Origin of the sequence: Cognatundibacterium luofuense (assembly GCF_018139685.1) — a bacterium.
GTDB lineage: Bacteria > Pseudomonadota > Gammaproteobacteria > Burkholderiales > Burkholderiaceae_D > Undibacterium > Undibacterium luofuense.
In genome coordinates, this window is sequence record NZ_JAGSPN010000011.1 from 131,827 (window position 1) to 152,553 (window position 20,727).

Below are 20,727 nucleotides of genomic sequence, written 5' to 3' on the forward strand. Positions count from 1 at the left end.
CTTTTTTTATGCTTCGCGGCTTAGCCAGCTCACAGACCGCTGAAAACCGGATTTTCAGGCTGAAAATGCCTCAAATGCGGTGTTCTGCATAGCCATCCGGCGGTCGTCGGCAGAAAGTCCGGGCCTCAGAAAACATCAGATGACGAACTCTGCACAAGAACGATGCTGAACCAAGCGAAAAACCCAGCTGGTTCAGCACCGCCTGCAGCATTAAACGCGGGTGATCCAGCCGAAGCTGTCTTCTTCCAGACCTTGCTGCACATCGTTCAGGTATTTACGCAGACGCTTCGCATTTACAGGCTCGCCGCCTTGTTTTACGTGATGTGTTTCGCCTTCGTATACAACTTCACCGATCGGTGCAAGCACAGCTGCTGTACCGGACAAGGCCACTTCACCGGTTTTGATCCACTCGATCAGTTCAGTTGCCTGAATATTGCGCTCGGTCACTTTGTAACCCAGTTTCGCTGCCACTTGCAGCAGGGAATCACGGGTGATGCCCGGCAGGAATTCTGAGCTCAGTGGTTTGGTCAGCACTTCGTTGTCGTTGATCAGCAGGCAGTTGGCCGCACCGGTTTCCTGCACGTCGCCATCCGGTGCAAAGATCACCTGTGCTGTGTTGTATTTCTCTTTCGCCGCCAGAATCAGACCCAGCGCGCTGGCATAGTTACCACCGGATTTCACGCTACCGAAGTGCGGTGCGCAACGCTGGTGTTCGGTGTCCAGCAATACGCGCATTTTTGCGTCGGCAGGGAAATAATCGCCAACCGGAGAAATCAGCACGTACAGCATGGCGGTGCGGGTTGGTGCTGCTGCACGGCCAATCGACTGATCCGTACCGATCAGCGTAGGACGGATGTAGGCAGAGCCAGGGAAAGCCGGTACTTCGTCGCGGTGTTTGGCGAGGATATCGACAATCATCGCTTTCAGTTGCTCAGTGTCCGGCACTGGCAGATGCAGGCAGCGTGCGCTGTTCTGCATACGTTTAACGTGGTCATCCAGACGGAAGATATTGATTTTGCCATCGGCGGCACGGAAGGCTTTCATGCCTTCGAAACAGGTACTGGCGTAATGCAGTACGTGTGTGGCCGGATGCAGAGGCAGTTTGTCGCTAGGAACAAAACTGGTTTCAGACCATTTTTCGCCGTCATAGGTAGCGAAGGTCATTTCATCAAAAAATACGGTACCAAATTCTGCGTTTGCCATGATTTATATATCCCCAAAAATACTGCAACAATTTGTTGAATCCTCGGAGTCAGCAGCATGCTGTTACCGCTGGTGACCGGAATCTGGTGGCCCTGATCAGACCACGGCGCCGGCCGGGTTCGGCCGCACCGTTATCACTTGGCTGTGTCAGTACGTCGCTGCATGCGTACTGAGCAATCAGGCAAGGCTCTTCACGATCTTTCTATTCTATCGAATTCACGCTGAAAAAAACCGGTACAAGGCTGATAATTATCGCGATGCAGCTTCATACCATCTGCAGCATCTTCCCTGTGCAATGCTTGCAAGCCGGATTGCGGATGCTGCAAACGCACATAAAAAGTCAGCCGTACTGGCCCAGTCGCTATACCAGTACAGTCGTACTGGCCTGAAAAAATGAAAAAGAACGCGCCCTTTCCGGCTGCGTTCTTTTCTCTTTACAGGCACTGATGCTCTGATACGGAAACACAAATTCCCGCTCAGCGCTGCACATCTCAGATGCCGGTCAGCGTTTCCGCGGGAATTCTGACCCAGCCTTCCATCAGCACGCGCGCACTGCGGCTCATGATCGCGCGGGATACTTTCCACTGACCATTATCCTGCACCGCTTCCGCACCCACGCGCAGCGTGCCGGAAGGATGACCGAAACGCACAGCCTGTTTCGCGCCACCGGCCGCATTGCTGACCAGCGTACCCGGAATCGCCGCAGCCGTACCAATCGCCACAGCAGCTGTTCCCATCATGGCATGATGCAGCTTACCCATTGATAAAGCACGCACCAGCAAATCAATATCCGCTGCCTGCACGGTTTTATTGCTGGAAGACTGATAGCTGGCCGACGGAGCTACAAACGCGATTTTCGGTGTGTGCTGGCGGGTCGCGGCTTCTGCGATATCTTTGATCAGCCCCATTTTGACTGCGCCGTAAGCGCGAATGGTTTCAAAGCGTGCCAGCGCTGCCGTATCGCCATTGATTGCATCCTGCAATTCCGTACCCTGATAACCGATATCCGCTGCATTTACAAAAATCGTCGGAATACCGGCATTGATCATGGTGGCAGGAAAACTGCCGATGCCCGGCACATCCAGTGTGTCGATCAGATTCCCGGTCGGGAACATCGCACCACCGTCGCCATCTTCATCGGCAGCGGGGTCCATGAATTCCAGCTGCACTTCTGCTGCCGGAAATGTCACACCATCCAGTTCAAAATCACCGGATTCCTGTACCTGACCATTGCACACCGGAATATGCGCAATAATGGTTTTGCTGATATTGGCCTGCCAGATTCTGACTGTCGCCAGTCCGTTTTGCGGAATACGACTGGCATCGACCAGACCGCTGCTGATGGCAAACGCACCGACTGCTGCGGACAAATTGCCGCAGTTACCGCTCCAGTCGACAAAGGCTTTATCAATCGATACCTGACCGAACAGATAATCAACATCATGATCCGCGCGGGTGGATGGCGACAGAATCACGGTTTTACTGGTACTGGACGTCGCACCGCCCATACCATCAATTTGCTTACCGTAAGGATCGGGGCTGCCGATGACGCGCAGTAACACCGCGTCGCGCGCCGGACCAGGCTGCTGCGCTGCTTCCGGCAAATCCTGCAGACGGAAAAACACGCCTTTACTGGTGCCGCCGCGCATGTAGGTCGCGGGAATTCTGATTTGCGGGAGAAAACTCATAGCTCTCTTTCTTAAGAAAAATCAGGCTGCCGGAAACTTATGTCCCGTGCAGCCTGATGATCCGGATCAGGCCTGACGGCTGGATTCGAGGAAGTCCTGTGCAAAGCGCTGCAATACGCCACCGGCTTCGTAAATCGACACTTCTTCCGCTGTATCCAGACGGCAGGTCATCGCCACTTCCACACGCTCACCGTTTTTGCGATGGATTACCAGTGTCAGATCCGCACGCGGTTTGCGCTCGCCAATCACGTCATAGGTTTCCGTACCGTCCAGATTCAGAGTCAGGCGGTTCACACCCGGTTTGAATTCCAGCGGCAGTACGCCCATACCAATCAGATTGGTGCGGTGAATGCGCTCAAAACCTTCGGCTGCAATCACTTCCACGCCCGCCAGACGTACACCTTTGGCCGCCCAGTCACGCGAAGAACCCTGACCATAATCGGCACCGGCCACGATAATCAGTGGCTGTTTGCGTTCCATGTAGGTTTCAATCGCTTCCCACATACGGGTGACTTTACCTTCCGGCTCAATGCGTGCCAGCGAACCGGCGCGCACTTTACCTTCGGCATCACGCACCATTTCGTTTTTCAGCGTCGGATTCGCAAAGGTGGCGCGCTGTGCTGTCAGGTGATCGCCGCGGTGGGTTGCGTAAGAATTGAAATCTTCTTCCGGCAAACCCATTTTCGCCAGATATTCACCGGCAGCGGAATCCGGCAGAATCGCATTCGATGGCGACAAGTGATCAGTGGTGATGTTATCGCCGAGCACCGCCAGCGGACGCATGCCCTTCATGGTGCGCTCACCAGCCAGTGCGCCTTCCCAGTACGGCGGACGGCGGATGTAAGTCGATGGTGCACGCCAGTCATACAGTGGCGGAACACTGGCTGCTTGTTCAGTCTGGATAGCAAACATTGGCTCATACACCTGACGGAACATTTCCGGCTTCACGGCTTTACGTACCAGCGCATCAATTTCGGCATCATCCGGCCAGATATCTTTCAGGCGGATTTCCTTGCCGTCCACCACGGTCAGCACATCTTTTTCGATATCGAAACGGATAGTACCGGCGATAGCATACGCAACGACCAGTGGTGGCGATGCGAGGAAAGCTTGTTTTGCATACGGATGGATACGGCCGTCAAAGTTACGGTTACCCGATAACACGGCGGTTGCGTACAGATCACGGTCGATAATTTCCTGCTGGATCACCGGATCCAGCGCACCGGACATACCGTTACACGAAGTACATGCATAAGCCACGACGCCGAAGCCCAGTTTTTCGAGCTCTGGCAACAAACCGGCTTCCTGCAGATACAGGGTCACGGCCTTCGATCCAGGTGCCAGCGAGGTTTTCACCCAGGGCTGACGTACCAGACCGAGACGATTTGCGTTACGCGCCAGCAAGCCGGCGGCAATCACGTTACGCGGATTAGAGGTGTTGGTGCAGCTGGTAATCGCAGCAATAATCACTGCACCATCCGGCATTTTGCCCTCTTCTTTTTGCCACGCAGCAGCGATGCCACGGCTAGCCAGATCGGAGGTTGGCAGACGTGCATGCGGATTGGAAGGACCTGCCATATTACGCACCACCGTGGACAGATCAAACTGCAGTACGCGTTCGTATTCTGCATTCACCAGTGCGTCTGACCATAAACCAGCCGCTTTGGCATAGGTTTCCACCAGCGCGACCTGTTCGTCGCTGCGGCCGGTCAGTTTCAGGTAATCGATGGTTTGCTGATCGATGCTGAACATCGCTGCTGTCGCACCGTATTCCGGTGCCATGTTGGAAATCGTGGCACGGTCACCCAGTGTCAGTGCAGCAGCACCGGCGCCGTAAAATTCCAGATATGCGCCAACCACTTTGGATTTACGCAGGAACTCAGTTAGCGCCAGCACGATATCGGTGGCGGTGATGCCTGCTGCAGGTTTGCCCTGCAATTCAACGCCGACGATGTCCGGCAAACGCATCCATGAAGCGCGGCCCAGCATTACATTTTCTGCTTCCAGACCACCAACGCCGATCGCAATCACACCCAGCGCATCCACATGCGGCGTATGACTGTCGGTACCGACCAGCGTGTCGGGATAAGCGACGCCGTCCTGAGCATGAATCACCGGCGACATGCGTTCCAGATTAATCTGATGCATGATGCCGTTACCCGGCGGAATCACGTCCACGTTTTTAAACGCTTGTTTGGTCCAGTTAATAAAGTGGAAGCGGTCTTCGTTACGACGGTCTTCAATCGCACGGTTTTTTTCAAATGCCTGCGGATCAAAGCCACCGCATTCAACAGCCAGCGAGTGATCCACGATCAGTTGCACCGGCACGACCGGATTTACTTTTGCCGGATCACCACCCTGCTCTGCAATCGCATCACGCAAACCAGCGAGATCGACCAGCGCAGTTTGTCCGAGAATATCGTGGCAGACCACGCGGGCCGGAAACCACGGAAAGTCCAGATCGCGCTTGCGTTCAATCAGCTGACGTAAAGAATCGGTCAGCGTCGCCGGGTCACAGCGGCGTACCAGATTTTCAGCCAGTACACGTGAGGTGTATGGCAGCTTGTCGTAGGATCCTGCCTGTATCGCTTCCACTGCGGCGCGCGCATTGAAAAATTCCAGTGCGGTGCCCGGGAGCGCTTGACGGTATTGGGTATTCATCCTTCACCTGTTATGAAGAAGGCGGTATCGCGCACGATACCGCCGTAGTGTTAATGTTGCGTCAGATTCAGCTTGAAGCCGATATGAGAATCCGTAAAGCCCAGTGCGGTATAGAAACGGTGCGCCTGCTGGCGCTGGCGGTCGCTGGTCAGTTGCACCAGACTGCAACCACGTTCCTGCGCAATCCGTATTGCTTCACGGATCAGCTCACTGCCGTATCCTTTGCTGCGCAATGCTGATGCAATGCGTACGGCTTCAATCAGCGCACGGGTTGCACCACAGCGAGACAGCCCGGGAATGAAAGTCAGTTGCAGCATGCCAATCACTTCCTGCTGCAGTTCTGCCACCAGCAAGTACTGATTCGCATCGCTGGCGATGCGTTCAAATGCAGCACGATAAACCGGATCTTCTGAACCGACGCCTTCACGGTTTTTTCCTAGCGTGTCATCGGCCAGCAGCGCCAGCAGGCGCGGCAAATCTTCGGCACGCGCCTGCCGGAATGTCAGCACGGATGTTGACGTATTCTCTGTCATTACCGATGCTGGCTTATTTACGTTCCTGAATCGGCACAAATTTCAGATCTTCCGGGCCAACATAATTGGCGCTAGGACGAATGATCTTGTTGTCGATACGTTGTTCGATAATGTGAGCCGCCCAGCCGGAAGTACGGGCAATCACGAACAATGGTGTAAACATCGCGGTCGGCACACCCATCATGTGATATGAAACAGCAGAGAACCAGTCCAGGTTCGGGAACATTTTCTTAATATCCCACATTACAGTTTCCAGACGCTCCGCGATATCAAACATTTTTGTCGAACCTGCTTCTTCCGACAATTGACGCGCGACTTCTTTAATCACTTTGTTACGCGGATCAGAAATGGTGTACACAGGGTGACCAAAGCCAATCACCACTTCTTTATTTTCAACACGTTTGCGGATGTCTGCCTCTGCTTCGTCCGGGTTGTCGTAGCGTTTCTGAATCTCAAATGCCACTTCATTCGCGCCACCGTGTTTCGGGCCGCGCAAGGCACCAATCGCGCCGGTGATGGCAGAGTGCATGTCGGAACCGGTACCGGAAATCACACGGCCTGTGAAAGTGGATGCATTGAACTCATGCTCTGCATACAGAATCAGCGATGTATGCATCGCTTTCACCCAGGAATCAGAAGGTTTTACACCGTGCAGCAAGTGCAGGAAATGGCCGCCGATAGATTCATCATCAGTTTCCACTTCAATACGTTTGCCATTGTGGCTGTAGTGATACCAGTACAGCAGCATAGAACCGAGCGATGCCATCAGACGGTCAGCGATATCACGCGCACCCGGAGTGTTGTGATCATCTTTCTCCGGCAGTGCGCAACCCAGTGCGGAAACACCGGTACGCATCACGTCCATAGGGTGCGATGCTGCTGGCAGGCATTCCAGTACGGCTTTGACGCTGGCTGGCAAGCCGCGCAGGGATTTCAGTTTGCCTTTGTAGGCAGCCAGTTCTGCCTGTGTCGGCAGTTTGCCATGCACCAGTAAATGCGCGATTTCTTCGAATTCGCAAGCATCTGCCACGTCCAGAATGTCATAACCGCGATAGTGCAAATCATTACCGCTGCGTCCAACGGTACACAATGCGGTATTACCGGCCGTCACACCCGACAGGGCAACGGATTTCTTTGGTTTGAATGTGCTGGTTGTTTCGGTTGACATGATGTATCTCCTGAATATGAAGGTCAGCAAGCCGCTGCCCTGTTAAGCATTGTTATGATGATTATTTAGATTTTTGCTGAGCAAACAGCGCATCCAGATGCTGTTCAAACGCATGGTAGTTAATGCGCTCATACAGTTCTGCACGGGTTTGCATAGTGTCGACCACATTCTTTTGCGTACCATCACGGCGAATTGCGGTATAAACATTTTCTGCGGCTTTGTTCATGGCGCGGAATGCAGACAGCGGATACAGCACCAGACTGACATCAGCCGATTTCAGTTCTTCCGTGGTGAACAGCGGTGTGGAACCGAATTCGGTGATGTTCGCAAGCACTGGCACTTTGACTGCATTCGAAAACTGTTTGTACATAGACAGTTCTGTCATCGCTTCCGGGAAAATCATATCGGCACCGGCTTCAACGCAAGCCAGAGCGCGGTCAATCGCCGCATCCAGACCTTCGACTGCCAGCGCATCAGTACGTGCCATGATGACGAAATTGTCGTCAGTACGCGCATCCACTGCCGCTTTAATACGGTCAACCATTTCCTGCTTGCTGACGATTTCTTTACCCGGACGGTGGCCGCAGCGTTTTGCGCCGACCTGATCTTCAATGTGCATCGCCGCAGCGCCGAACTTGATCATAGATTTCACGGTACGTGCCACGTTAAAGGCGGACGAGCCGAAACCGGTGTCCACGTCCACCAGCAAAGGCAGATCGCACACGTCGGTGATACGGCGCACATCGGTCAGCACATCATCCAGACTGGAAATACCCAGATCCGGCAAACCCAGCGAACCGGCTGCCACACCGCCACCGGACAGATAAATTGCTTTAAAACCGGCACGTTTTGCCAGCAAAGCATGGTTTGCATTGATTGCGCCAACCACCTGTAACGGGGATTCTTCCTGTACTGCTTTACGGAAAGCAGCGCCTGCAGAATATTGAGCCATAGATCCTCTCTGAGCTTGAAGTGAATTCGGACCAGCCTGAAATGCAGCTGGCGTTGCTGTCGTATTGCAAAGCCTGTGCCAGTGTTGCTGCACGACTGCCAGTGCTCTCAGAGCTTAGGCAAAAATCCTGTTATTTCAATGTGTTAGCGCAAGCTTAGCGATCGTGCCTGCGAAATATCCGCTAGCAACGGATATAAAACCATGTTTCAATACGAAACAGACATTTCAACTGAAACAAAAGTGAAACATCAATGAAACATCAGGGCAATTTCACCGACACCGACAAGCCAGTCATCTGGACAGTATCGATTTCACGCCTGTTTGACATGTTCCGTGATCTGACGCCGGAATATGACGCGCTGGCCGATATCGAACCAATACAACTGGGCTTTGAAGAAGCGGTACAACATATCCGCGAGCGTTTGCAAACCGAGCGCTGTGATGCGGTGATTGCGGCCGGTTCCAACGGTGCGTATCTGAAAAGCCGCTTGCCGGTACCTGTGATACTCGCCAAGGCCAGCGGCTTCGATGTCATGCAAGCCTTATCCAGAGCGCGCCGTGTCAGTGAGCAGATCGGCCTGATCACTTATCAGGAAGCGATGCCGGAGCTATCCGATTTCAAGGAAACCTTCGGTTTGTCAGTAGAACAGCGCACCTATCTGACGCAGGAAGATGCGCGCGCCCAGATCAGCGAACTGAAGGCACGCGGTATTCGTGTGGTGGTCGGCGCGGGTCTGATCACGGATCTGACCGAAGAAGCCGGACTGACCGGTATTTTTGTGTATTCGTCCGCATCCATACGAAAAGCATTTGACGATGCGATTGAAATTGCCCGCCTGACGCGGCGCGACTGGGGGCCAGCGTCCACAACCCGTCGCGGCAGCCGCTCCGCACAACAACAAGGCTTGCAAGCGCTGCGCGGTGAATCAGACACCATGCAGCAAATCCGTCAGCAATTACGTTTATTTGCGCGTTCACCGGCCCCTGTTTTGTTACAAGGTGAAACAGGCACCGGCAAGGAACTGGCGGCCCGCGCTATCCATCAGGAAAGCCCGCGCAGACATGGCCCCTTCGTCGCGATCAATTGCGGTGCGATCGCAGAAAATCTGCTGGAATCCGAATTATTCGGCTATGAAGAAGGTGCATTTACCGGTTCCAAACGCGGCGGTCATGCCGGTTTGATTGAAGCGGCAAATAAAGGGACACTGTTTCTGGATGAAATCGGTGAAATGCCTTTGCATCTGCAAACGCGGTTGTTACGGGTGCTGGAAGAAAAGGAAGTGATACGGGTTGGTGGCGTGAAACCTTCACCGGTGGATCTGCGCATTATCAGCGCCACTCACTGCCATCTGGAACAGCAGATACAACAACATCAGTTCCGTTCTGACTTGTTTTACCGGCTGGCTGTGTTGCGCGCCACCATGCCTGCCCTGCGCGAACATGCTGACGATGTGCCGGCGCTCGCCACCTGGCATCTGAAGCATGCACTGGCGGCGCTCGGCGCCAGCCCGCACCGCAATCTGGAGGCAGAAATGCAGAGTTGCCGCAGCTTACTGATGCAGTATGCGTGGCCCGGTAATGCGCGCGAGTTAAGAAATTTTATGGAAAGACTGGCGCTGTATCTGACGGATGAGCCACTGCAAGCGATCAGCCCGGCATTCATGGCAAGAGTCATTCCTGAGTTCGGATTGCACAACGGTCAAGATGTGCAATTGATAAAGAATGTCAAAAAACCTGAGTTTTCATTTCCACATGGAAATGTTTCACATGATGTTGCAGACATCCTTACGATGTTCGGCAATAATCGGGATGCAGCAGCAGCTTTTCTCGGGATCAGCCGTACCACTTTATGGCGGAGGCTGAAGGGAAAATGAACACTTTTGTCACAAATCCGGATTGACTGTAAGGTACAATGCAAACGGGATAAAAATGCAGTGATAACAGCGGATTACGCAACTCTCTGCATAACGACTGATAACTACCAAGCATCGTTTCATGAAAAAAATTCTGATTGTTGACGACAGCAAAGTTTCCCGCATGGTGATTCGCGCCCACATTAAGGCGGTACACCCTGACTGGGAATTTATTGAGGCCGCTACCGGTGATGACGCGATTCGTATCGCTGCAGAATCCAAACCGGATTACTGCACGATGGACATCAATATGCCCGGCATGCTGGGCACTGATGCCGCTGAAATTATTCTGAAAGATAACCCGTCGATCCGGATCGCTATTTTTTCAGCGAATGTGCAGGACACCATGCAGGTACGCGCCAATTCGATAGGCACCACCTTTGTGGCCAAACCGGTTACGGAAAAATCCATCGCTGTTGTGCTTGATTACTTTGCGAGATAAAAGATGGTACTGCTGAGTGAACTGCATCTTGATGCACTTTCTGAAGTGTTTAACGTCGGCGCCGGTCGGGCGGCGGCCAGCCTGTCTGAAATCGTCGGCGACGAAGTCAAGTTGTCAGTGCCATCGGTAGAAATCCGGAAATCATCGGATATCGACTTATCGCAGATGGGCATGCACGGCGACCGTTTCGGCGCAGTGCACCAGACATTCAGCGGATCGTTTGAGGCAGAGGCGATCCTGTTGTTTACCGAAGATCACGCACTGGAAATCGTGCGCGATATGATGGGATCGCAGATCAGTATTGAAGATCTGGCAGAGTTTGAACAGGAAGCCATGTGTGAGCTTGGCAATATCATCCTGAATGCCTGCCTGTCTGCCATGGCTGACATGCTGAATATCCCGATGAATTGCTCTCTGCCGGATTACAACATCGCGACGACGGAAGAAATTTTCCGTCGCATCAGTGATGATTTTGACCAGCCGTATCTGTTGTTACTGCATATCGATCTGGCAATCGAGAAGCGACATACCGAGGGACATCTGATCTTCCTGCTCAGTTCGACCTCGCTGCAGGATCTGATACAGCAGCTGGAGCGATTTTTAGGGGAAATTTAATGGCGGCAGAAGTAACCCTGCCTTCAGCGGTAACGATGGCAGATATCCTGAACGCAGTCAGTGTTGGTCTGATTGTGGTCGATCAGGATCAGAACGTGGCTTTCTGGAATGGCTGGATTGAAAAACACAGCGGCGTTGCTGCGGCAGACGCGGTTGGCAAACGTATTGACGAAGCCTTCAGCGAAGCGCCGGGCAAAACTTTCCTGAATGCAATCAGCAACCTGCTGCAGTACCGCCTGCCGGTCGTGCTATCCAATGCGCTGCACCGCGCGCCCCTGCCCCTGTTCGCCAAGCCTGGCGATCCGGTCAGCAAAGAACGTCTGCATCAGTCAATTACGCTGTCTCCGCTGGTAATCAATGATCAGGGTTGCTGCCTGATTCAGGTGACTGATGCGACCACGTCGATCAAACGTGAAAAAATTCTGCGTTCGCATTCAGAACTGCTGCGCAAAGAAGCCACTACAGATGGTCTGACCGGCATTTATAACCGCCGTTTCTTTGACGAACATTTCAAAATTGCGCTGGGCAATTCTCACCGCCAGAACACATCGCTGTCCGTGTTTATGGTGGATATCGACTTCTTCAAGGAATACAACGATCACTACGGCCATGTTGCCGGTGACAAAACCCTGATTCAGGTTGCTGCGACGCTGCGCCGTCAGCTGATGCGTGCCAGCGATGTGGTGGCACGTTTCGGTGGCGAAGAATTTGTACTGATGCTGCCGAATATGGCGGAAGATGCCGCTTATCGTTTCGCAGAAAAACTGCGTCTGGCGATCTGGGAACTGAATATCCCGCATGAAAAATCCCGGCTTGATCAACGCATCAGTATCAGCGTGGGTTTCAGCCACTACCAGAAAATGGAAAACACCAACCCTAGTGAATTGCTGAACACCGCTGATCATGCGCTGTATGAAGCGAAACACCGTGGCCGCAATCAGACTTGCTTTATGGCGCTGCCGCCGCATCCTAACCGTACCAGTTACGCAGCATCCTGACATCGTTACCAGACACCTGATCTGCAAACATGCCCGCTTATGGCGGGCATGTTGCTTTCTGACGCTGTACTTCAGGAATGCTTACGTTCACCTTCATCTATTGCCTCAGAACTGCATTTTCAGGCCCAAATGCGGAGAATGGCATAGCGAAATGGCGGTCGTCGGCAGAAACTCCGGCTCTCCGAAAATCACAAATGCGGATTCCTGCACAACGACCAGCGATTTCCCCACGCCTTCTCAGCCAGTCAGCCGGTTCACGGCACCTGTGCGCTGACTTCGCGCTGACGGCTGCAATCGCTGCGCGGCATGGTCTGCGTGGTGACTTCCGGCCAGGCTTTTTGTAATGCCCCCTGCGCCAGCATCAGATCTTTCCGGAACTCGGTCAGATAGCGGGTACGCTCTTCCGACTGCCATTCCTGATCGGAAAATCCCTTCACCGCATAGGTGCGGGTTTGCAGGCGTTCTCCGTCCAGCCGTGGCAACAGCAAACGATCCGGATCAGCATCTTCTTTCAGCAAATAACCTTCTATGTCGCGCAGACGTAAAGGGAAAACCGGATTCAGGTCACGGATCAGATTGCCGGCCAGCGGCATTCTCACGTTGTTCATTCCCTGATTTAACAGATCATTGAATGTCAGCAGCGCCAGCGGTGTGCCACGGGCATCGTCCACCCTCGCCGTGATCACATAGCGTCCCGGCAGGTTGACCTGTAATTTCAGCGCGAACTGTAAAGCGCCTTCCTGCAGACTGTCGGCCGGATTGCCAACCCATTGCGCCGGTAATTGCGGCGAGTAAATGACATCCCAGAAAATCTGTCCGGCCTGACCATTGACGCGGTATTGCAATTCGGTGCGGATCGTCCCGTGAAAAGTCGCCAGACTGGTTTGCTGCGGTGTCAGGCGGATACGCAGCATGCCATCGCTGTTCTGCATGTCCGGCACAACATCCGCCACCGGACGGGTATTGCCGAACACCAGACCTTTACTGATGATTTTTTCCGCTTCCAGCGGCAGCTTCTGACCATTCTGACTGACAGCCGCCAGTACAAATTCTGCGCTTTCATTCTGTGCCAGATACACACGGTTCTGGCTCGATTGCATTTGTATCGTGTTATCGGTGCCGCCCCCTGCTTTGCGCATCGCATGCCGCTCCAGCACGGGTTGATTCGGATAGACCTGATCAGGATGCTCGCTGACCGGACGGGAAGTATTCGGATAACGGGTTTGATACTGGTACTGACAAAGCGTCTGATCTGCCATCACCACTTGTTGCTCCAGCATGGCTTTGGAACGACCGAGCGCAGCCTCGGCAGGCAATGCGGCAGTCGTTGCCTGCGGTGAAGCGGTGCCGGGTCGCACACCCGCAGCCGCGACCACCGGCGCAATCGCCTGTTCAGTGCGCAATTGCAGCACGACACCGGCAATCAGGGCGGCAATGACGATAGTCAGCGCTGCAATCTGCAAGCCACTCAGACGAAAACGCCCGGAATGCCCGTTAGCGGGCATGTCAGGCGTCTTCTTTTTTGGCTTTGAACGGTCAGATCGCATTACTGACCATCGCCGCTCGTACCACGGAGATAATGCCTTGCCAGTTTCCGTTGGCGTAATGGTTATACGCTTCCGCATCATCCCTGAAAGCGACTGAATGATAGGCCCACTTCACTGAGCCGCCTTCATTCGCAGCTGTCCCCAGCGTCAGATCATTACAGAACCAGTCACTCGGGTTACACAGAGATTGTCCCGCATTACCGGCAATACCACCGGTGCTGTGATAGGCAACTGCTTCATCATCCTGCCCGGGCAAAATGCCGGAATACACCGTGCCTTTTGCACCGGCATACATGTAGAACCAGATATTGCGGGTGTCATTGTGATTGAACATCGCGCGTGCTGTGGACGTTTTCAAATCCTTCACCAGCGGTTCTGACAGTGCCCACGAACCCGCATCGGACAGTTCCGAACCACCTGCAGCGCCAGATGCCGTACGCACCCATTTGATATTCCAGCCAGTCTGGGTTGTGCCATCAGAATTACTGCACTGACCACCACTGGCCGGACTGGCGTTCTTTTTGTAACGCGCAGAACCACCGTAATTTGCCAGCGTGTAAGCCATCATCAGATCGCCGGCACTGTGGGTTGCCACGTAACACCAGTTGTTACCGGTACAGAAGCAATCCAGTGCGTCGCGGATTTTGCCATTCTGACTGGAGATACTGTTATAGCCATCCCAGTTGACTGCTTTTTTATTGACACCAGCAGCCGTGGATGCCGGTCCCCAGTAAGTAAAACTGTTGTAGTCACCAACCACACCGCCACCACCACGGCCATTAACCCATAAGGTGTAATTCGCCGCCTGCGCTGCACCGGCAAACAATGCCATTGCCAGCACGAAAACCATACTGAACCAACGTGTCGACTTCATTACTTAGCTCCCGTAAAGAAATGAATGAGCGGCAGGATTGCCGCGCCTGTCAGTCCGGTTGTCTCCTCCACTGGTGCGGGATTCATTATTTTTCGTCCTGACAGCGAAGCAGTATCGAAACCGGCAGCGGTCAGCGTCAATTTGCAGTGCAATATAAAAATGCCGTCGTTTTACCCGACAAACCCTGAAATTCCCTGTTGTTAAGGGCAAAAGCTCAGGCAGACAAAAATTTAGAGAAAAAAGTCTAAACAAGGTTTGTGACTGCAATACGACATATTTCAAAGACCTTGCGCATGAAACAGGCATCACGAAACAGCACCAAAAACTCGCTACAATGCGGGCTTCTGTGAACTCACCGGCAGCATAGAAAATGACGTATTCCGGAACTCTGTTCATCCTTGGCGGCGCAATCCGGCCGGATCACGATGCGATCTGGCACTCCATGGTCGGTGCTGCCGGTGGTGCAGGCAGCCGCTTCGCTGTGATTGCCGCAGCGTCCGGACAAGCGGAAGTCAAAGCACAACGGGTTTGTGAGCGTCTGCATCATTACCGTGCTGCCCCCCTGACGGTTCCGCTGGCGGCTGAAGGTCAGCTTCCTTTTTCGCCTGCTATCGCGAGCGATACCAACTGGGCTGCGGCCGTTGCCACCTGCGATGCAGTCTATCTGAGCGGTGGCGATCAGGGGCGCTTGCGCCACTTACTGCTGCTATCTGATGGCAGCGACAGTCTGCTGCTGGCGGCGATACGGCAAGTATTCTTACGTGATGGCGTCATTGCCGGCAGCAGCGCAGGCGCGGCAGTACTCAGTCATCTTATGCTGGCTGATGCCGGTCGCTCTCTGCAGGCATTACAACGCGGATTAGCGATACCGCATGCGATTTGCGGAGGACTGGGTTTCGCACCACAAGACATGCTGATCGACCAGCACGCGATTGCACGCGGCCGTTACGGTCGTATGCTGGCAGCACAGATTGCGACGGGAATACCGTTCGCGGCGGGCATCGACGAAGATACTGCACTGATACTGCAAGATGGCATTGCACGGGTTTGCGGCAGCGGCGTGGTGCTGACGGATATCCGTATGGCACAGGTAAATCCCTTGCCTCCGCTACGGGCGAATAATGTCCAACTGAGTCTGCTCAGGCATGGTGACTGGCTGGCACTGAGCGACTGGGAAATCCATCCGGCTGAAGGAGCAAAAACCATCCCGCTCTGTAGCGCTGCGGAAAAATCACTGGACGGTGCATCTCTGCCGGATGCCTTCGATGGCATATCTCTGGAACAAATCACTGAAAGCCTGATACACAGCCCTGCTGCTGACTGCCGTGCAAAGGCAGGCAATGATGAGTATCCATCTTACGAAGTGCGCTTCCGGAAAACCGCAGCAACCCGCGCGTGGATAAAGGAAAATCAGGAATACCGGCAGCTTAGTTTTGCTGGTCTGCAGCTTTCTGCAGAGCCGGATACAATGCGCAGCAACAACGACTTTTCCATGGATATTCTATGAAAAACACGCATTTGTTTGCCCGTACTTCGGTACTGGCAGCACTGGTCAGCACTTGTTTACTGGCGGCATGTCAAAGCAATGATGACCGTGGCCAACCTATGCAAACCGTTGCCAGCGTTGATTTGCAACGCTGGCAGGGCACATGGCATGAGGTAGCAATGATCCCTAACCGGTTTCAGAGTCAGTGCGTTACCAATACGACGGCACGTTATACACAGCGCGATGGTTATATCGAAGTACTCAACAGTTGCAGCGCCAAAGAGGGCAAAACCCATCAGGCAACCGGCAAAGCCAGCGTCGTGGAAGGTAGTCAGAATACTAAACTGAAAGTCAGTTTTTTCTGGCCGTTTTCCGGCAATTACTGGGTACTGGCACTGGACCCGGATTATCGCTGGGCAGTAGTCGGTGAACCTTCCCGTCAGTATGGCTGGGTACTCGCGCGCGACAAACAATTATCCGAGCAGGACTGGCAAAAAATCTGGGCTGCCGTGACCTCTGCCGGTTATCAGACCAGTCAGTTCCGTAAAACTGAGCAGCGCTGATCTGCCCGGAAAGTAACAGTGCAAACCTGCGACAAACATTCATTAACAATGCGATAAATCACGGCATACCCTCGCCTTTCTGCTACAGTGAATACGCCTATTTTCAGGAGAAACCACTATGTCAGCAGAGACGCAAAAGTACCGCCTGATTACCCGCAGCGATTTTGATGGACTGGTTTGCGCTGTTTTACTACGCCATCTTGATCTGATTGATGATATTAAGTTTGTTCATCCCAAAGATATGCAGGATGGCAAAATCGAAGTCACCGGTCGCGACATCACAACCAACCTGCCTTACGTATCCTCCGCCTACCTTTCATTTGACCACCATTTATCGGAAACCCTGCGCAATCAGGGCAAGCACGATAATCAGGTCATCAATCCGGATGCTCCGTCCGCAGCGCGTGTCGTTTATGAATATTACGGCGGTATCAACCGCTTTCCGGCAGCGTGGACAGAAATGATGGAGGCAGTTGATAAAGGTGACTCCGCCCAGTTTTCCTGCGAAGAAATCCTGCATCCCGAATCTTGGAATTTACTGAACTTCCTGATGGATGCACGCACCGGCCTCGGACGCTTCCGCGATTTCCGCATTTCCAATTATCAGCTGATGATGGAACTGATCGAACACTGCCGCACCCTCGGTATCGATGAGATTCTGCAGCTACCGGATGTGGTGGAAAGGGTCAGCCTGTACCGCGATCATGAACGCGATGCGATTGAACAGATTCGCCGCTGCAGCAAAGTGTATGGCAATCTGGTCGTCCTTGATTTACGGGGTGAAGCACGGATTTTTGCATGTAACCGTTTCATGATTTATGCGCTGTTCCCGGAAACCAATATTTCTATCCACGTCCTGTGGGGCGTTCAGAATCAAAACACTGTATTTGCTACCGGCAAGTCCATCCTGAACCGCACATCCGGTACCAATGTTGGTGTCCTGATGCTCGAATACGGTGGTGGCGGTCATGCCAATGCGGGTACCTGCCAGATTGAGAATGAGCGTGCCGAGGAAGTCTTGCAGCAACTGATTACCCGCATCAATGCCGATGGCTGATCAGCATCCTCACGAAAATTCCCGACAGGGAATGTTATAAAAAAAGGGAGCCGAAGCTCCCTTTTTTATCGTCTGCTTATCTGACCGGAAAAATCAGGTCAGATAAGAACAGCCGGTATTACTGGTATTCGCTCAGCGGAATGCAGGAGCAGAACAGGTTACGGTCACCGTAGACATTGTCTGCACGGCCAACCGGTGCCCAGTACTTCTGCTTACGCAGAGATGCGACAGGGTACGCGCCGGTTTCGCGGCTGTATGGACGGTCCCAGGTTTCCGACACCAGTGTTTCGATGGTGTGCGGTGCATTTTTCAGCGGATTGTTTTTCGCATCAAATTCACCACTGGCCACTTTTGCGATTTCTTCACGGATAGCGATCATCGCGTCGATAAAGCGATCCAGTTCAACCAGCGATTCACTTTCGGTTGGCTCAATCATCAGCGTGCCAGGAACCGGGAAGCTCATGGTCGGAGCATGGAAACCAAAGTCGATGAGGCGTTTTGCCACGTCTTCGTTGGAAATACCGGTGGCATCTGCCAAAGGACGCAGATCGATAATGCACTCATGCGCAACCAGACCGTCATGGCCTGTGTACAGTACCGGATAGTGTGGTGCCAGACGTTTTGCAATGTAGTTAGCAGCCAGAATCGCTGTTTCTGTCGCAGTACGCAAACCAGCAGCACCCATCATCGCGATGTACATCCAGGAGATAGGCAGAATCGATGCGGAGCCGTAAGGCGCTGCACTGACTGCGCTGATACCATCTTCACTGCGGACATAACCAGTGGAGCGCTGATTCGGCAGGAATTTTGCCAGATGCGCACCGACTGCAACCGGGCCTACGCCTGGTCCGCCACCGCCGTGAGGGATACAGAAAGTTTTGTGCAGATTCAGATGGCTGACGTCGCCGCCGAATTTACCCGGTGCAGCAACACCAACCAGCGCATTCATGTTCGCGCCGTCAACGTACACCTGACCGCCGTGGCTGTGAACGATTTCGCACAATTGCTGGATACCTTCTTCAAACACACCGTGTGTCGAAGGATAGGTCACCATGATTGCTGCCAGATTGGCACTGTGTTTTTCTGCTTTTGCACGCAGATCGTCCAGATCAACGTTACCACGCTCATCACAAGCGACTACCACAACTTCCATACCCACCATCGCTGCGGATGCCGGATTTGTACCGTGTGCAGAAGATGGAATCAGACAGATATTACGGTGACCTTCGCCACGGGATTCATGGTATTTCTTGATGACCAGCAAACCGGCGTATTCACCTTGTGAACCGGCATTCGGTTGCAGAGAAACAGCATCGTAACCGGTTGCTGCGCACAGCATGGCTTCCAGCTGATCAATCATTTCACGATAGCCAACTGTCTGATCTTCGGGAACAAACGGGTGGATACTCGAGAATTCTGGCCAGGTCACCGGAATCATTTCGCTGGTCGCGTTCAGTTTCATGGTGCAGGAACCCAGCGGAATCATGCTGCGGTCCAGTGCCAGATCTTTGTCAGCCAGACTACGCAGGTAACGCAGCATTTCGTGTTCTGCGTGATAGCGGTTGAATGTCGGGTGAGTCAGGTATGCGCTGGTACGTGCCAGTTTTGCCGGGAACGCATCTGCTGCTGCAGCTTCAGTCTGATCAAAGTCAGGTACTTGTTTGCCTTGCGCCAGAATTTCCCAGACAGCAATCACGTCTTCGCGTGTAACGGTTTCATCGAAAGAAACACCAACCTGCGTTGCAGAGATCTGACGCAGGTTATAGCCTTTTGCCTGTGCCGCTGCGTGCACTGCTGCTGCATCAGCCACGTTGACTGTGATGGTGTCGAAGAAAGTTGCATTTGCCAGCGACAAACCAATAGTTTTCACACCGGCTGCCAGTGTGCTGGTGTAGCGGTGTACACGTTGCGCGATACGGCGCAGACCTTGCGGGCCGTGATAAACAGCGTACATCGATGCGATCACCGCCAGCAGTACCTGTGCGGTACAAATGTTGGATGTCGCTTTTTCGCGGCGGATATGCTGTTCGCGTGTTTGCAGTGCCAGACGGTAAGCAGGTTTGCCTTGCGCATCGACACTCACGCCTACCAGACGACCAGGCATGCTGCGTTTGAATGCATCACGGGTGGCCATGTAACCTGCGTGCGGACCACCGAAGCCCAGTGGTACACCGAAACGCTGGCTGTTACCAACCACAACGTCCGCGCCCCACTCACCCGGTGGCGTGATCAGTGTCAGTGCGAGCAAGTCAGCCGCAACGATGACCATTGCGCCTTTAGCATGGATTGCGTCTGCAAATTCTTTGTAGTCACGGATGTCGCCGTTTGCGCCCGGGAATTGCAGCAATACGCCAAAGCAATCATTTTCCAGCGCTTCTGTGCCTTTGCTGACACGGATTTCCACGCCCAGTGGTTCTGCGCGGGTACGCAATACTTCCAGTGTCTGCGGCAGTACATCTTCTGCAACGTAAAACACATTGGATTTAGATTTGCCGACACGCTGAATCAGTGTCATTGCTTCTGCCGCTGCCGTACCTTCGTCCAGCATGGAAGCATTCGCGATATCCATGCCTGTCAGGTCTGTCAGCATAGTCTGGAAATTCAGGATCGCTTCCAGACGGCCCTGAGAAATTTCCGGCTGATATGGCGTGTAAGCGGTGTACCAGGCAGGATTTTCGAAAATATTACGCAGAATAACGCCAGGAGTATGGGTATTGTAGTAACCCTGACCGATCAGCGATTTCAGTACTTTATTTTTCGAAGCAATGGATTTCAGCTGAGCCAGTGCGGACTGTTCAGACTGCGCTTCGGTAAACATGCCGAGTGGCAGTAAGTCTTTACGACGGATATTGGCAGGAACAACAGCATCGATCAGGGCTTCGCGGCTGGCGTAACCAACGGTTTCCAGCATTGTTGCCTGTTCTGCTTCGGAAGGACCAATGTGGCGAGCGATAAATGCGTCGCGTGCTTCCAGTTCAGAGAGAGAAATTCGGGTCATGATGATATGCGATACAAGGGGGAAGTCTT

16 protein-coding genes are annotated in these 20,727 nt (G+C 53.3%); 7 read left to right on the top strand and 9 right to left on the bottom strand.

The window, feature by feature from the left end:
- Nucleotides 1-210 precede the first annotated feature (210 nt).
- From KDM89_RS14745 to prpB, 6 genes are all read right to left on the bottom strand, one after another.
- Complete coding sequence (locus KDM89_RS14745; RefSeq protein WP_212688672.1) at nt 211-1,203, bottom strand: branched-chain amino acid aminotransferase; 993 nt, start codon at nt 1,201-1,203, stop codon at nt 211-213.
- Between the two features lie 491 nt (nt 1,204-1,694).
- Nucleotides 1,695-2,891, bottom strand: coding sequence for a 2-methylaconitate cis-trans isomerase PrpF (gene prpF, locus KDM89_RS14750; protein WP_212688673.1), 1,197 nt, complete (start codon nt 2,889-2,891; stop codon nt 1,695-1,697).
- A 66-nt stretch (nt 2,892-2,957) separates the two neighbouring features.
- Nucleotides 2,958-5,552 carry a Fe/S-dependent 2-methylisocitrate dehydratase AcnD gene (acnD, locus tag KDM89_RS14755; RefSeq protein ID WP_212688674.1) on the bottom strand — a complete coding sequence of 865 codons (2,595 nt, stop codon included), beginning with the start codon at nt 5,550-5,552 and terminating at the stop codon, nt 2,958-2,960.
- A 50-nt stretch (nt 5,553-5,602) separates the two neighbouring features.
- The gene (locus KDM89_RS14760; protein WP_212688675.1) at nt 5,603-6,085 is read right to left on the bottom strand and encodes a GNAT family N-acetyltransferase; all 483 of its coding nucleotides are present in this window, start codon (nt 6,083-6,085) and stop codon (nt 5,603-5,605) included.
- Between the two features lie 13 nt (nt 6,086-6,098).
- Complete coding sequence (gene prpC / locus KDM89_RS14765) at nt 6,099-7,253, bottom strand: bifunctional 2-methylcitrate synthase/citrate synthase (RefSeq protein ID WP_212688676.1); 1,155 nt, start codon at nt 7,251-7,253, stop codon at nt 6,099-6,101.
- A gap of 61 nt (nt 7,254-7,314) precedes the next feature.
- Nucleotides 7,315-8,205: a methylisocitrate lyase gene (gene prpB / locus KDM89_RS14770; protein ID WP_212688677.1), complete on the bottom strand. Its 891-nt coding sequence runs from the start codon at nt 8,203-8,205 to the stop codon at nt 7,315-7,317.
- Nucleotides 8,206-8,456: 251 nt separating this feature from the next.
- Between prpB and prpR the strand changes: the two genes are divergently transcribed.
- The 4 genes from prpR to KDM89_RS14790 all read left to right on the top strand — a co-directional run bounded on the left by prpR (nt 8,457) and on the right by KDM89_RS14790 (nt 12,173).
- Nucleotides 8,457-10,079, top strand: a complete 1,623-nt coding sequence (gene prpR, locus KDM89_RS14775; protein WP_212688678.1) for a propionate catabolism operon regulatory protein PrpR — start codon at nt 8,457-8,459, stop codon at nt 10,077-10,079.
- A gap of 121 nt (nt 10,080-10,200) precedes the next feature.
- Entirely contained in the window at nt 10,201-10,560 is a 360-nt protein-coding gene (locus tag KDM89_RS14780) for a response regulator (RefSeq protein ID WP_212688679.1), read from the top strand.
- 3 nt (nt 10,561-10,563) lie between these two features.
- On the top strand, nt 10,564-11,175 hold the full coding sequence (locus tag KDM89_RS14785; protein WP_212688680.1) for a chemotaxis protein CheC: 612 nt from the start codon (nt 10,564-10,566) through the stop codon (nt 11,173-11,175).
- Nucleotides 11,175-12,173, top strand: coding sequence for a GGDEF domain-containing protein (locus tag KDM89_RS14790; RefSeq protein ID WP_212688681.1), 999 nt, complete (start codon nt 11,175-11,177; stop codon nt 12,171-12,173). The genes KDM89_RS14785 and KDM89_RS14790 overlap by 1 nt, the downstream gene beginning before the upstream one ends.
- A 254-nt stretch (nt 12,174-12,427) precedes the next feature.
- Here KDM89_RS14790 and KDM89_RS14795 read toward each other — a convergent pair whose 3' ends face one another.
- Both KDM89_RS14795 and KDM89_RS14800 read right to left on the bottom strand, forming a co-directional pair.
- Nucleotides 12,428-13,678, bottom strand: coding sequence for a hypothetical protein (locus KDM89_RS14795; protein WP_212688682.1), 1,251 nt, complete (start codon nt 13,676-13,678; stop codon nt 12,428-12,430).
- A 31-nt stretch (nt 13,679-13,709) separates the two neighbouring features.
- Nucleotides 13,710-14,594 carry a hypothetical protein gene (locus KDM89_RS14800; RefSeq protein WP_230427885.1) on the bottom strand — a complete coding sequence of 295 codons (885 nt, stop codon included), beginning with the start codon at nt 14,592-14,594 and terminating at the stop codon, nt 13,710-13,712.
- Between the two features lie 370 nt (nt 14,595-14,964).
- Here KDM89_RS14800 and KDM89_RS14805 point away from each other — a divergent pair, with 370 nt between their 5' ends.
- The 3 genes from KDM89_RS14805 (at nt 14,965) to KDM89_RS14815 (ending at nt 17,700) form a co-directional block, all read left to right on the top strand.
- Complete coding sequence (locus tag KDM89_RS14805; protein WP_212688683.1) at nt 14,965-16,101, top strand: cyanophycinase; 1,137 nt, start codon at nt 14,965-14,967, stop codon at nt 16,099-16,101.
- Nucleotides 16,098-16,643, top strand: a complete 546-nt coding sequence (locus tag KDM89_RS14810; RefSeq protein WP_212688684.1) for a lipocalin family protein — start codon at nt 16,098-16,100, stop codon at nt 16,641-16,643. Before KDM89_RS14805 ends, KDM89_RS14810 begins: the two co-directional genes overlap by 4 nt.
- 118 nt (nt 16,644-16,761) lie before the next feature.
- Entirely contained in the window at nt 16,762-17,700 is a 939-nt protein-coding gene (locus KDM89_RS14815) for a DHH family phosphoesterase (protein ID WP_212688685.1), read from the top strand.
- Between the two features lie 118 nt (nt 17,701-17,818).
- Here the strand turns inward: KDM89_RS14815 and gcvP are convergent, their stop codons facing one another.
- Nucleotides 17,819-20,698, bottom strand: coding sequence for an aminomethyl-transferring glycine dehydrogenase (gene gcvP / locus KDM89_RS14820; RefSeq protein ID WP_212688686.1), 2,880 nt, complete (start codon nt 20,696-20,698; stop codon nt 17,819-17,821).
- Between the last annotated feature and the right edge of the window lie 29 nt (nt 20,699-20,727).